Source organism: Colwellia sp. BRX10-9 (assembly GCF_014077405.1).
In the GTDB taxonomy this organism is placed as follows: Bacteria; Pseudomonadota; Gammaproteobacteria; order Enterobacterales; family Alteromonadaceae; genus Colwellia_A.
The window spans coordinates 26,718-41,822 of the sequence record NZ_JACGVV010000004.1 but is presented as its reverse complement, the minus strand read 5'-3'; the positions used below and the strand labels follow the sequence as shown (position 1 = coordinate 41,822).

The window sequence follows — 15,105 nt, the reverse complement described above, 5'->3', positions numbered from 1 at the left end:
TGATGTTCATCATCAGTTTTTAGCCACTCTCCACAATGAATAATTTTTGCTTATAACCTTGTTTGGCTATTAACAAGGTTATAAGACTTAATACCCAAATTCATCTGATAAAAAAACACTGATGATTACCATCAGTGTTTTTTATAAAACGTTAACGGTTTTTAGCCACTCACCACGATGAATTATCTTTGCTTATAACCTTGCTTGGCGATTAATCAAGCGTAAAGACTTAATACCCAAATTCATCTGATAAAAAAACGTTAACGGTTTTAGCCACTCACCACGATGAATAATCTTTGCTTATAACCTTGTTTGGCTATTAACAAGGTTATAAGGCTTAATAGCCAAATTCATCTGATAAAAAAACACTGATGATTACCATCAGTGTTTTTTATAAAACGTTAACAACCTAAATAATCATTACGCTTATTGCTTAAGGCGTCGTACTGCTAATCCCATTATACCTAAGGCAAAAATAGCTAAACTGGTCGGTTCTGGTACTTTATTCATTACGACATTATCCATTACACCATAAAGATTACTGGTACTTAACATCGAGATGCTAATTTTATCGACCAGAATACCCTTCAAATTAATCGCTTCTTTAGTTGATAACTGACCATTCCATAGTGAGGTAGTCGTTTTATAGTTGTCCTCTGCTTGAAGTACGTTACCTAGCCACCCCGTCACAATGACATAGTCCCCCTGATTATAGAATGAACCAATATCAAGCTTTTCAAAAGTAAATAAGCCGTTAGTTGAGAAAAACCAATTTGATGGTTGTAATGTTGAGCCACCATCAGAAAAAGCGGTATTACCGCTATTAAACCCTGGGTCTACAATCTTAGTATCTGGCCCATTAGCACTAATATTAAAACCGTTTTCGCTACCTTGACTAAAATCACTTTCAGGGAAGCTTTCAAAATCGATAGTAATTAGTGATGCCGATGCGACATTAACTAAACAACTACACGCGAAGATAAAACTTGTGACACTGGCTGTTATAAATTTAGTTTTCATTTGATATTCCTATTTATTCCCAAAAAATAATATTAATGAGTAATGCTAAAAAAGATAATTCATCAATGTGTTGTGCTAATAAAAAAGCTAATCTGATACTGGTATATATTGTAATAATAGTGGGTAATTAAAGCCTATCCGATGCTACCCGATAGGCTTTGTTTACCCTGATACTCAGTCTATAGGTAGTTATTAAAAAAACGTGTCGCGGCTACTGCGTAATCAGCGCGGCTAACTCGTGTTTTACCGTTAAAGGTCGCCGTTATAGTAGGGACTAAATCATAAGTACCCTGTTGAACGTCAAAGCTTGCGCCTAATATTCCTAGGTCTAAGGCTAATTGTACGTAACCTTTCATTGCTTGTGGAATATCAGCTTGGTCTGCTATCGCTATACGTTGCTCGCCATAAATAGCGGTAATATCACCAGTAAAGCTTTCTGCAGTCGATTGTAAAGCTAATGACTGTACAAAAGAATAAGCTAACTCATTGCGATTAACTAAGCCTTGTGGATTAAAATAATCACCATTAGTCAACATTACTGCATGTTGATCTTGTGCACCATTTCGTAAAGCGGCACCCTTTTCACTAACCGCGTTAATAGCAGCAGTGTAAGTAGTATCTTCTGTGACATCAGCAAATATGCTTGTTGTTGCCAAATTTGATTGACGAATACCAGCACCTAAGCTTAAAAAATCAGCTAGGTCTTCACGGGTAAGGCTAATATCTGGTTGAAAACCTTCCGTATTTGCGTCGACTAATTCTTCACTGACTGCGAATTCAATAAACGCTTTAGCGGGGTGGTCAGTTAAATCATCAAGACCAAGATAACCATCAGTTTTTATAATCTTAACCGTTACGTCAATATCACCAGGTACCGCATAACCATTGGTTAATCCAGCAGGGTCAAGCGCAACACCCGAAAGACTACCAATACCGCCTGCTTTAAGTATCCATTTACCCGCTTCAGCTGGCGCTGTCACTGCAATGTTTTGACCTAAAACGGGTAAAGCAATACTTGACCCGTAACGTTTGCCCGAAGGACTAGTCAAGGTAAGGGCTACCGTATTATCATCAACATTTGCTCGAACCATCACCATAGAAGCTTCGGCATTGACGGTCAAAACAACACCTTCATTATCACCAACAGGACTAAACGGCACAGACATATCGTCTTCTGACTGTACTGAGGTTAACGCTTTAGCATTAAAATCACGGTTGATTTTAGTTGTTTTGCCAAAAGCTAAACTTTTATCGACAATTGATTGTACTGCCGCGTAGGCATTGACATAACCGGCGCCAGCTTCCCATGTTTCTCGGCCAGGCATATTGGTTGCTGTTTCTTGTAGTATTGACTTAACTTCACGCCACGTTAACTCAGGTTCAGCTTCTAACATTAAGGCAACGATACCAGCAACATGTGGCGCTGACATTGATGTACCACTCATAGAAGTATAATAAGGTACGTGATTTGCATCCATCACGTCGCTATCATCGGCAATGCTCAAGGCACTTAAGCTAGATAATGAAGCGCGGGTTGAAATAATATCAACACCCGGCGCAGTTACAGTAGGGCGGTCTTCCCACTGAAAAAGCTCGCCATCAACCGTAACTTCGCCACCCTTACCTTTAACACCACGTGAACTAAAGTCAGCTAATTTACCGTCTTTATCACCCGCTGCTACGGTAATGACCCAAGGTGCTTTTTTGAAGTTACCTGTGATTGTCGCTTCGCCACTTCCTGAGTTACCCGCAGAGAAAACGACAATAATACCCGCATCTGATAATGTTTTAGTGACAACATTGGTTGGATGGTCAGGGTTAAAGTCAGTACCTGTATCACTTGTACTACCAAAGGAGTTTGAAATAACGCGAATATTATAATCAAATTGATGCGTCTTAGCGTAATCAAAACCACCGATAGTGTCTAAAATAAATAAACCAGCACCTGAGCCATAACCAACAATTTTTGCGCCAGGAGCAACACCTTGATATTTACCACTCGACATCGCGCCATTGCCGCCAATAATACCCGCAACATGAGAACCATGACCACCAGCAATATCACTGTTCGCGGTATCTTCTTGGTAAGTTATGGGTAAAATATCTGATAACGAATGTAGGTTAGTTTGTGCCAATACGTTTTGAACAACGTGGTTAGGAAACTTAATGTCGCTGTGCGTGCCATCGACACCCGAGTCATTAACCACAACCCCGATACCACGTCCAGAATATGGCATACCGTTACTACGTAAAGAGCTGTCATCACGTAAGCGGTCAACACCGGTAATTTGTGTTGCTCTATCATTTTCTAATGATAATGGCGCGTTGTAGTAAACAGAGCGTACTTTATTTGATTTATAAATAGCTTCTATTTGCGCCTTTGTTGCCGTTATACCGACAATAGGAAACTGCTTAAAGCTTACGCCACCAATAACACCCGTTGATTCAATAACGTTTAGCTGTTGTGCATTAATAGCTCCTTTACCTTCGAAAGTAACGATGACGTTAAAAACCTCATGTACTTCAGCAGTCGCCATCAAACCTTTCAGTTCAGGTCCGATAGATTTAGCAGCAATATTTAGCGACATAAAAGTTAAGCCTGCACCGATAAGGCCAGCGATTAATATTTTATTTTTTAATTGTGTTTTTAGCATTGGAATAAACCTTATATGTTTTGATACATCGAGCATGCCAAACATTAAGGTTTAAAATAATCAGGTAAAACCCCTACAAGGAAGAGGTTAATATACCTTGTTTATAGCAGTAGGTTGTTTTTGGCCGCATAACGGACCAATTCAGCAGCGTTGGCAACGCTCAATTTATCTAGCACTTTACCGCGATGGTTTTCTGCTGTTTTAACACTTATATCTAATGAACGAGCAATTTCTTTGGTAGTTTTACCTTCAATGATTAAATGAAAGACTTCACGTTCACGATTAGTCAGATTTTTGTAGGGGTCTTGCCAATTTTCTGCCGGCTTATTGTATTGTGATGCCAACACACTTGCCGCGTATTGGCTGTAATAGGTTTTCCCCGCAGCTAATGCTTTTACCGCATCGATGAGTTCGTCACTCGCACTGTCTTTTAATAAATAACCAGAAGCACCCGCTCTAACCATATGAATGACATACTCTTGTTCTTCATGCATAGTTAGCACTAACACTTTTGTGTCTGGCAGTTGGCCATTTAAGCGTTTAACCGCTTCCATACCGTTCAATCCTGGCATGCTAATATCGATAACGATAACGGTGGGTTTTAATTCCAGCGCTTTACTCACTGCTTCAAGTCCATCTGCGGCTTCAGCAACCACTTGAATATCATTATCTTTACTTAATAAACTGACCAGTCCATGACGTAAGATAGTATGATCATCTGCAATAAGAACACGGATCATCGGCCATTCCTCCCCGTTACCAATATTTTTATTTCACAGCCTTGTCCTGGCTGCGAATTTATTGTTAATTGACCACCGAAGGCACTTATTCTATCGCGCATTGCGCCTAAGCCAAAACCCTCAGGACTAGATTCTTGATCAGCTTTCATTCCAATACCGTCATCTTTTATTTTAATCATTAAAAGATTATCAGTTGCAATTAAATTGAGAATTATTTTTTGTGCTTGTGCATGCTTAATCGCGTTGGTCAGCGCTTCTTGTATTACTCGAAACGCTAGGGTTTGAGTATCACTATCTAAAATACTGTCAACTTGATGATGAAATTCAATTGTCGCTTTTTCGGGTTCCGCCATAATACGCACTAACCAATCAAGGGCAGGAATAAGCCCAAGATCATCTAAAATTCTGGGGCGCATTAAGCGAGAAATCACGCGAGTGTCTGATAAGGCTTGACGTGCAAGATCGATACTCTCATCAAGCGCTATACTCGCGTCTCCTTTTTTAACTTGCTGCAGCTGATTTATTAAAGCCGTAAGCAGTTGTCCTACTCCATCATGTAATTCTCGAGCGATATGCTTGCGTTCATCTTCTTGTACTCGCCAAACGCGTTTTGCCAAACCACGCATTTGCTCATTACCCGAATAAAGCTGTTGTGATATTTGTTTTTGCTTTTCATTAAGTTGGTCAACCATTTTAGCAATATTGGCATTATTGGTCATGGCGAGATAACTCCATTAATGAATCATTTAATTCAAAATAATCTTGAGTTTCTATGAATTTACCAGAAAATTCTGGAGGTAAATTAGCCTTAAGATGCATCAACTTTTTAGTCACTTTTTTATAATATTTTGTTGGATCTTGTTGATTGACAATCGCCAATTGGGCACGCAAACGATCAAATTGAAAGCTGCGCCAATAATCGCCCATTTTTCTTAATAAAATATCGGCTGACCTTAGTGTGGCTTTTAAATCAAGCCAAGCTCCTGAAAAATATTGCTGTACGGCTAAAAGTTCTAAATATTCAATATACTGATATTGTTGCAGGCTAAAATCAACGTTAGCCAGTGGTGTCAAATAAGCACTGATATCTTTGTTACCTTGATGTAAAGACTGTTTTGCCTGATAAATTAATTGGCGAATATAAATAGATTGATGGGCATGATCTAAAACCCTATTATTTTTATTTTCCATAACCGCTGTGGATAAATTCCCTACCGTCTGACTTTTTAAGAACTGAAATTTACTCATATGTTCTTTATTGCCATGACGCGAAACTATATCGTTTATATTGGCTAAGTGCTTAGCGGCTTGCTCTTGGTCGCCAAGCTGCAATGACCAATCGGCTAACCATAGACCAAATTCAGCCATAGCTCGTACGTCATTAGCTTTAACCGCCGCTTGATAAGTTAACGTTAACTCTTCAATGCTCGCATAAAAATTACCTTGTAAAAAAGCGAGTTTTGTTAGGTAACTACGCGAAACGATCGACTCTTCGGTAATATTGAGTTTTTCAGCATCGGTTAAAGTGTTGTTAAAAAGGTGATAGGCATTGCGCCAGTTTCCCTTAGCGAGTTCCATCTGCCCCAAGTTTTGTCGTACATGGATAATGCCAATAGGAAACTGCACTTGCTGATATAATTGCTCTGATTGACGCCAATAAACCAAGGCATGTTCTGGGTCAAGCAGCATAAAATAAGTGAAGCCAATATTATTCATACTCTCTGCTTGGAGCATTAAGTTATTGAGTTCAACTCGAATATTTAACGCATGGCGATAATTTTCCAAGGCCGTTTGATACGAAGCTTGCTCTTCAGCCAATTTTCCTAACTCATTATAAGTATTCGAAAGGCCCTCTTGATCGTCTAACTTCTGATAGATAGCTAAACTTTCTGTTAGGTATTGTTCAGTCTGCTGGTATTCGCCAACCGCTAAATGCATAGCGGCTAAGTTAGTCATAGTGGTCGCTGCATCGGCTAAGTTAGTTAGTTGTCTTCTAATTTTTAACGATTGTTGATAATAATCAAAGGCAAGCTCTGTTTCTCCTAACTGTTCATAAACAACACCAAAGGCATTTAGAGCCTCACCTTCTTGAACAGGGTTTTTTAGTTTTTTAGCGGTGACTAGTGCCTTAACAAAATATTCATTTAACGCTTTTTCAAAATCACCTTGTAAAAATGCCACTCTACCTAACATAAACCATGCACTAGGATGGTTTGGATCAATTTTTACCACTTCTTGTAATAAGACTTCCATTTTTTTATGTTGTTCAATTAAAAAATAGAACTCTGATAGCATCATCTTAAGCTCAGTGTTGTAAGGAAAGGCATTCACTAAGCTTAAATAATCGGCTTGAGCTTGTTCGATTTTACCCGCTAAATCATTTAAGCGTGCACTCGCTAGTTTCGCCGTATAAGAATTAGTGGCGCTTAATGCTATCGCTTGGCTATAAGCTTGTTCTGCTTCCATGAATAAACCTATCGTCAGGTTTAATTCACCTTGTTGCAGCCAAGCTTGCGCAGCAGTGGGTTCTCTCGTTAATATTTGGCTTAACGCTTGCTGCGCCTGCTCAAAGTCACCCTTTAAAATAAGTGTTTTAATAGGAAATAAATCAACCAAAGGGTTTTCTTCAATCTCAATGGTTTTTTCGGCATTCACTTCTATGTCTAAACGCTGCCTAAATTTATCGACAAAATGTCGAGTCACTTCTTGCCAATCTTTCTCGTCATAAGGGGCTTTTATTAAGGTTTCGCGTTGAATGTTAAAACCATCGACAGAAACCAACTGAAACTGAATATCTTTAGCCTCAGAACCGGCAATAAATGTTTGTGGGCTAATGAGCACGTCAATCTGCAGTAAGTCTGATATCAACTCCATATTAGCGTCATCAATGGGAGGCGTAATACCCAGTTGCGCTAATAGCTGGCTTAATCTCGATTGTTCAATCACCCGTAAGTTCTTAATATCGGTTAATTGGTAATTCAAATAGTTAGCAAAGGTTTGATCAAATTCGCCCTCTTGTGTCTGCAAAGGCAATATCGCCACCGCGTAATGATCGACCGCATTGGCTTTAATGGGTGTTTGACGACTCAGAAACAAAACCACTGCGATGGTAAAAAATACCATCATCGACATAACCGTCACTATTAACCGCTTTTTGTTGATAGGTTTATTATCTTTTTCTGCTAATAAACTAATATATTGATTCTGCGCTTGGCTAATATTAGTGGGTCGGGATGCTGGATGCGGAGAAATGAGTGTCAATGACCATGACTTTAGAAAGTTAAACTCTTCTTTAACAGCCTTAAATTTAGGTTTATCTAACAACTTAGTCTGTAAAATTTCATCAATCGAATGGCCACTAAACGGTAAACCGTGACAACATAACTGAAAGATCACCACACCTGCGGCATACAAATCAGTGGTTAAGTTTATTTTACCGGTTTGTAAATACTCAGGTGGCGCATAGTAAGGAGTCCCTGAAACACGGTCAGCGTTACTTTCTTTATTAAAAGCAGACAAGCCAAAATCGGCAATAAAGAGCCGACCTGACTCGTCTAACATGATATTTTCAGGCTTAATATCTTTATGAGTAACGCCCGCTTTTTCAGCAAAGGCTAAGCCATCTAATAATTGCTCAATAATTTGAAAAGTTTGTTCAGTAGTGAGTGATTTCGATGCGATAGCTTCTTCTAGGCTGCTACCCGAAATCCAATCCATGGTTAAGAAGTGAACATCTTCATCTTGGTAGTATTCATGAACGCGGATAATATTGGGGTGACTTAATTGACGAACCAATAATAATTCTTTTTTAAAATCAGCAATGGTTTGCTTATCTTGACTCAGCGATTTATTGAGGACTTTGATGGCGATAAGGGTATCGAGTTGCTTATCATAGGCGCGGTAAACAAAACCATAACGGCCTTGTCCTTGCAGACTTTCAATTTCAAAACGACCAACAAGGCACTCTCCAGCAGCGAGCGGCTTAGACAAGGGTATTATTTGGGTCGCATTTAGCTGATCATCATCGCTATGTATTAACTTGGGTGATTTAGAATCGCTCATACAGCCTTTTTACTAATGATGTGGTATTAGTGACACAAATTCAGCAAACTACAGTCTTTTTCGCTAGATGTCCATATCGAGTTCTCATTAAGAATTAGTTGCAATGAATCAATAGATTGTTGCAGCAACATCGCCTGAACGGTTGCTTCGAGTTGTTGGCTCATACTGCTTAAGATTTCTATATCCAACTCGGTTAGCACTTTATCAGACATTTTGCTGTCGGTATAAACAATTCCCACCACTTTATGCTCATAAAACAGTGGAATGCAGGCTAAAGCAGCAATTTGTTTCAGTTCGATGCTTTTACGAGCACTTAACAGTTCATGGCATGAAACATCCATGGCAACTACGTTTTGTCCGCTTTCAAAACAACGTGTTATCGCGCCAACACTGCCTTCAAAATCTGATAGTTTAAAATCATTTCGCTGCATACCATGGGCAATACTGACATTAAGTGAAGCTAACGTATCGCCAAGTAAGACGATACCGCGTTGAGTGCCTGTCAACATAATAATATTTTGCAATTGTTCAGAGAGATTTTGTTTTAAATGTTCGGTCAACGGTATTGAAGTAGGTGTTTGGCTACTCGATAAGCGCCATGCATTGTGGGTAATTATTGCATCAACTTGTTTTGACGACTTAGTTTCAAAAAGGCAATCGAGTTCGCCAATAGAAATAATCGCATCATCTTTTAAAGTGGAATGGGTAATTGCTATACCATTAACTTTAGTGCCATTACGACTGCGCTCATCATCAAGTTGCCAAATTTCGTTTAAATGGGCAACTTTAGCATGCTGGCGAGAAACGGTTGGATGATCAAGCAACAACTCACATTCGTGAGAACGTCCTAAACGGTAACCATTATCTTCATAAAGAAAACTTTCTATCGCTGGTTGGTCCGGATAACAAATCGTAATTTTAGCTGGCATAAGATCACCCTTAATTGAACACTATTTTGTCGATGCTATTTGATTAATCGCAAGCTGAATCGTAATGTGTTGGCATAAGCCATAAGCTCGCCAGCAACATTATGAATATCTCGACTTGAACGCCAAACATCAGGAATATTTATGCCTTTATTATCATTAATACGGCGATTAAAGTCATTGAGCTTACTACTCGCCATATGGTAATTGTTCGACAAAATAAGTTGATTAATTTCATTTACATCTTGCAGTAACATCGAATAAACCGCTGCATTTATTTTGGGTGAAAAATCATTGAGTGCAGTTTGTAAATCGTTAAATTTTTGGTTAACAACAACCAACGGAGCCCGTAAATCGGCAACAATAATAAATTGTGAGAAACGCCCTGTTGAACCACGTGTTCTATAGCTACCGGCACCCATAGTCATAGTGATATCTTTAAACTCACCATTAAGTGGCGCTTTAAAGAAACGCAGCGGTGTACCCGCGGTATATTCTAAATTATGTGTGTGTAAATCAACCGAAGCTAAGCCTGAAAATGAAAAGCCACTGTTCGCCAAAGGCTCAATGGTGATCATCATTGGAAATGCTGCAGAGGGAGAGATATTTAAGCCATCGGGTAAACGGTCAATAAAATCTAATGAGGTAACGTCAATAATTTCTGCCGTTAGTCCTAAACTTTCTTTCGTTAAACCAACCGCATTTTCGAATTGTAGAGTCATATCGGCAGAAATGTTGCCCGGTAAATGAATAACAGCCTCGACCTTATTACCTTGTACGTTGACTGACACCGATTCAGAAGCGAATGAGATTGTACTGACCAACATAGCTGTTGATGTTAGTACTAAAGTAAGTAGCTTTTTTATATGCAACATATTTTGTCCTCTGGATAGTAACCTGACAATGTCATCAAATTATTTTTTACACTGTTCTAGCTAGAACCTACGTTGATCTACGTCAATTAGCAAGTTCTATGGTGCTTTTACTAATAACAAAACCAAGCCTAGTCAGGTTGGTTTTGTTATCAATGTTAATTATATAAATGTTAAGTGTTAACAGTTATTTACGTAAGTATCCATCATATAATCGACTAATGATAATGGCATAGTCTCCACGCTTAACAACGCTGGCTGGTTCAAAGTAAGCAACAACGGTTGGCGATAGGTCATAAGGTCCTTGTTCAATAGCGAAACGAACCCCGATTAATGACATATCTATTGCAGCCTGCACATAACCTTTTAGCGCTTCATTAATATCGCTTGAGTCCTTAACAGCAATACGTTCACCGTTATATTCGACGGTTATATCACCACTAAAGTCTTTAACTTGTCTTTCTAATCCGAGTGCCTGTACCAGTGAATAAGCTAACTCTTGTTTATTCACCTTAGCGTGTGGTTGAAAACTATCACCATTAGAGATCATCACCGGTGCTTGGTTTTGTACTCGATCTTTAAGCGCTGAGCCAGTTTCCGTGACGGCATCAACGAAGGGGGCGTGTTTCGCGTTAACATCTGTAAAGACTGTTTTATTATCATTTAAGAAGCCACGGTGCTGTCTAATTGACATACCCATGACTAAATATTGCGCCAGCTCTTTACGTCTTAACTTAGCATCTGGACGATAAGATTGATCGTTTTTACTATCAACTAAACGCTCACTGACCGCAAATTCAATTGCTTTTTCTGCAGGATGTCCGGCAATGTCGCTTAGGCCTTCGTAGCCACCTGAGGTTAAAATTGAAATATCACCTTCGATATATTCAGGAATACCAGGACCATTAGTGGTACCTGTTGGATCAGCTTGTACACCTGATAAAGAAGTGATGCCAAAGGCAGATAATTTCCATTCTCCGGTTTGTGCTGGTGCAGAAACTCGCATGGTGCTACTTAGCACAGGCGTTGTTAAGTTACCAAAATAGACGGTACCGTCTGGAGCTTCCAATTTAAGTTTAACCAGATTGGCCAATGTTTCAGAAGAAGCACTTATCCATGCGGCATCATCTTGAACGTTAAATAGATGGACTTCAGGTTCACCTACTGGGGTAAATAAAACGCTAAATGGCTCAGGTGATTCATCATCAATAATAATCGCATTGGCATTAAAGGTATTGAGATTGTTCACCGTTGCACTGTTTTGTTCGTTATAACCTAGGGCTCCAGCAACTGCTGCATATGCATTGACATGACCCGCGCCAACTTCCCAAGATTGGTAACCTGGCATATTAGTAGCTGTTTCTTGAAGAATAGTTTTTATTTGTAAATTGGTTAAATTGGGATTAGCTTCCCACATCAAGGCAATAATACCGGCAACATGAGGCGCGGCCATCGAAGTGCCTGAAATTCTTGTGTAAAATGGTAAGTATTCGTTTTCAATCACACCAATATCATCGGCACCACCATTAGAAGCGATATTGGTTTTAGCACGTGTCGAAATAATATCAACACCTGGGGCAACAATAGTCACTTCATTGATATAAGTCCAAGCTGAACCGTCTGGCATCCTAAAATCACCGCTTTCACCACGTTTACCCCGCGATGAAAAATCGATTAAATCGCCTTGCTTGGTACTTGCACCAACAGAGATGCCCCATGGGATTTGAGCATATGGATTATGCGTGTCTTCGCCTGAACCACTATTACCGGCAGCAAATACCGATATAATGCCCACTCTGTGCGCTTTATAAGACGCTAAAGATATTGGACCTGCAGAGTCATATTTGCCACTAGAGCCCCAAGAGTTACTCATCACTCTTATAGGAGAGTTAAAATCCCAAACGTGGGTAATAGCATAATCATAGCCGCCCAGCGCATCTAAAATAGAAAGACCCGCGCCAGAGCCATAACCAATAATATCAGCGCCAGGTGCTGCACCTTGGTATTTGCCGCCAGAGTGAGTCCCCCAACCGCCTACAGTACCGGCACAATGTGTACCATGACCAACATTTAAGTCAGTGTTACGTTGACCTTCTAGCCACATACCGTCAAAACCTGTTAAGGAAAGCGCTTGAGCATGGGTAACGCCTTGCACATTTTCAATCACTTTAACGCCATATTCTAAATCATCTAATGTTGCATCGATGCCTGAATCATTAACAATAACGGTAACGCCCTTACCCGTGTATTTCATACCATTGTTGTTGTCGAATGCGCTAGATTGTAGTTTTTCTACACCTGTTATCTGACGTGCTTCAGCATTATAATATTCTAATGAACGGTTAGCGAATATCGAACGAACACCTGGCATTGCCGCTAAGTGATTAATCTGATTAGCGTTTGCCATTACACCTACGATAGGTAATGATTTAAACTGTACACCTTGAGTTAAACCAAGGTTTAATAAGCTTTGCAACTGGGTAGTTGTTAATGCATCAAGTTGATCATAGGAAACAACAACCATAGCGCTGTCCGTTACTGTCATATTTTGTAATTGTTGCTCTAATTGAGAGCCAATGACTGCAGCTGCGGTTGCACTAAGACTGATACCTGCGATTGACATGGTTAATGCCATGTTCTTTATTATTGTCTTCATACTTTATATCTACCCGTCTTTAAAAGTGTATTTTATTTACGCTATTATTTGACAAGATTTTGGCAAATAAGACCATCGGGAACAGCCCCTACTTTATGCGGGGGAAAACCCCTAGCTGTGAATTTTCCAGATAAGTCATTAAGGAGATTTAAGCGGCGTTCTGTTTTAGCACAGCCATTTTTTCACCCTCTTAATTCATACGCTAATAACTGGCTTTGGTACTTTTAAACAGCAAGCCACTATATCTTAAATAACATCACCTGAGACTTAATCAAGCGGACAGTTCCGTCACTATTTTTCTGGTGACCTAACCTCAAATCAACACCACTATTGACTCAACCATAAAGCGCTTCTCTAACTAATCTCTTTCAATAACAATCGTTTTTTAGAGGATTGTACTTATAAGGAGCGTAATACCATTACTGTTTTATTGACTCCTTTTTAAAGGTGTCTGCTAAATATAAGTGCTCATTAATGATGCATTGATTACTGACTATTTTTTTGCACTCTATTTGTGCGTATTCGTCATTGTCTTGTGCACCAAAAATTATCAACACAATAAAAATAACAATAAAGTCTTTTAAAACAATGTGATAGATAAAGTAATAATGATGGCACTACCTTTGCTCTACGTAACTCAATCAATGATGAGTATTAAATAAACCTGCTTATTTAATTGACTCAATTTTAGGAGTGGTACATGAGCGGTCAAGAAGGTCTCAATATATTTTCATTCAAAGGTAAGATGAAAGCATTACATATGAGTTGGATAGCGTTTTTCATTACGTTTGCTGTTTGGTTTAACTTTGCTCCCTTGGTGTCAGTTATTGCTGATTCATTAGGGCTAACAAAAGCTGAAATAAAAACATTAATGTTATTAAACGTAGCGTTAACCATTCCAGCGCGTGTTGTCATTGGTATGCTTACCGATAAATACGGTCCGCGCTTAACATTCGCGGTTTTGCTTGGTGTGTGTAGTATCCCTTGTTTTATGTTTGCGCTTGCAGATACGTTTGAACAAGCGGCACTTTCGCGCTTCTTAATAGGTTTTATTGGTGCGGGTTTTGTTATTGGTATCCGTATGGTTTCTGAATGGTTCCCCGCTAACGAATTAGGGACGGCTGAAGGCATTTATGGGGGTTGGGGTAACTTTGGTTCAGCCGCTGCTGCCATGTCACTACCTACACTAGCGTTAGCCTTTGGTGGTGAAGATGGCTGGAGATACGCCGTTGCTTTTACCGGTGTATTAAGCTTGGTTTTCAGTGTTGTCTGGTATCAAAACGTAACGGATACACCTAAGGGTTCAACGTATTTCAAGCCTAAACAAACAGGTGCAATGGAAGTGACCTCAACGGGCGACTTCTTCTTATTACTCATTATGAAAATTCCTATGTATGGCGCTTTAGCTTTACTCACCTGGAAATTATCACCTGCCGGTGTCAGTTTATTAACAGAACAAAGTGCCGTCATTGCCTACATTAGCTTAGTGGTTTTGTTTGCCATTGAATTAAAACAAACCATTAAAGTAAACGGTCACTTATTTTCAAAACCGGTCGAAGAAATTCATCGTTACGAATTCAAGCAAGTGGCTGTGTTAAATGTGCTTTATTTTGCAACTTTCGGTTCTGAGTTGGCCGTTGTTTCGATGTTACCATTATTCTTCGCTGAAACATTCGAATTAAGCATGGTGTACGCAGCGATGTTAGCCTCTACTTATGCATTTATGAATTTAATGTCTCGTCCTGGTGGTGGTTGGTTATCAGACAAGTTTGGCCGAAAGAAAACCTTATTAATTTTAACAGCAGGTTTAGCTGCGGGTTATTTTGCCATGTCGGAAATCACCGGAGAATGGCCATTAGCCCTAGCAGTAGTAACAGCTATGGCTTGTTCTTTTTTCGTGCAAGCGGGTGAAGGAGCTGTATTTGCAGCAGTCCCCTTAATTAAACGTCGTTTAACGGGACAAATTGCCGGTATGACAGGCGCTTACGGTAACGTGGGTGCGGTGGTTTACTTAACCGTATTAACTATGGTTGATTACTCGACTTTCTTTATGGTGATTTCCGCTACCGCTGTGGTAGGCTTTATTACATTACTCTTTATGGTAGAGCCAAAAGGCACAATGACTGAGGTACGTGAAGATGGCACAGTTGAATTAATTAATGTCGGTCACTAAGC

The 15,105-nt window shown here is 39.5% G+C and carries 9 protein-coding genes; 1 reads left to right on the top strand and 8 read right to left on the bottom strand.

From position 1 onward, the window contains the following. Positions 1–426: 426 nt before the first annotated feature. The 8 genes from H4J69_RS03600 to H4J69_RS03565 form a co-directional block, all read right to left on the bottom strand. Positions 427–1,020: a PEP-CTERM sorting domain-containing protein gene (locus tag H4J69_RS03600; RefSeq protein WP_182213431.1), complete on the bottom strand. Its 594-nt coding sequence runs from the start codon at positions 1,018–1,020 to the stop codon at positions 427–429. Between the two features lie 179 nt (positions 1,021–1,199). Next, positions 1,200–3,674: a S8 family serine peptidase gene (locus H4J69_RS03595; protein WP_182213430.1), complete on the bottom strand. Its 2,475-nt coding sequence runs from the start codon at positions 3,672–3,674 to the stop codon at positions 1,200–1,202. 101 nt (positions 3,675–3,775) lie between these two features. Then, a complete protein-coding gene (locus H4J69_RS03590) occupies positions 3,776–4,414 on the bottom strand; it encodes a response regulator transcription factor (protein WP_182213428.1) in 639 nt (212 codons plus the stop codon). Beyond that, a complete protein-coding gene (locus tag H4J69_RS03585; RefSeq protein ID WP_182213427.1) occupies positions 4,411–5,133 on the bottom strand; it encodes a sensor histidine kinase in 723 nt (240 codons plus the stop codon). The genes H4J69_RS03590 and H4J69_RS03585 overlap by 4 nt, the downstream gene beginning before the upstream one ends. Continuing rightward, complete coding sequence (locus tag H4J69_RS03580) at positions 5,123–8,476, bottom strand: serine/threonine-protein kinase (RefSeq protein ID WP_182213425.1); 3,354 nt, start codon at positions 8,474–8,476, stop codon at positions 5,123–5,125. Before H4J69_RS03580 ends, H4J69_RS03585 begins: the two co-directional genes overlap by 11 nt. Positions 8,477–8,502: 26 nt before the next feature. Further along, the gene (locus H4J69_RS03575; protein WP_182213423.1) at positions 8,503–9,405 is read right to left on the bottom strand and encodes an FHA domain-containing protein; all 903 of its coding nucleotides are present in this window, start codon (positions 9,403–9,405) and stop codon (positions 8,503–8,505) included. 35 nt (positions 9,406–9,440) lie between these two features. Then, positions 9,441–10,277, bottom strand: a complete 837-nt coding sequence (locus tag H4J69_RS03570; protein WP_182230008.1) for a DUF6689 family protein — start codon at positions 10,275–10,277, stop codon at positions 9,441–9,443. Positions 10,278–10,461: 184 nt separating this feature from the next. Continuing rightward, positions 10,462–12,930, bottom strand: a complete 2,469-nt coding sequence (locus H4J69_RS03565) for a S8 family serine peptidase (RefSeq protein ID WP_182230007.1) — start codon at positions 12,928–12,930, stop codon at positions 10,462–10,464. Between the two features lie 700 nt (positions 12,931–13,630). Between H4J69_RS03565 and H4J69_RS03560 the strand changes: the two genes are divergently transcribed. Next, entirely contained in the window at positions 13,631–15,103 is a 1,473-nt protein-coding gene (locus H4J69_RS03560) for a NarK family nitrate/nitrite MFS transporter (protein ID WP_182230006.1), read from the top strand. Positions 15,104–15,105 lie beyond the last annotated feature (2 nt).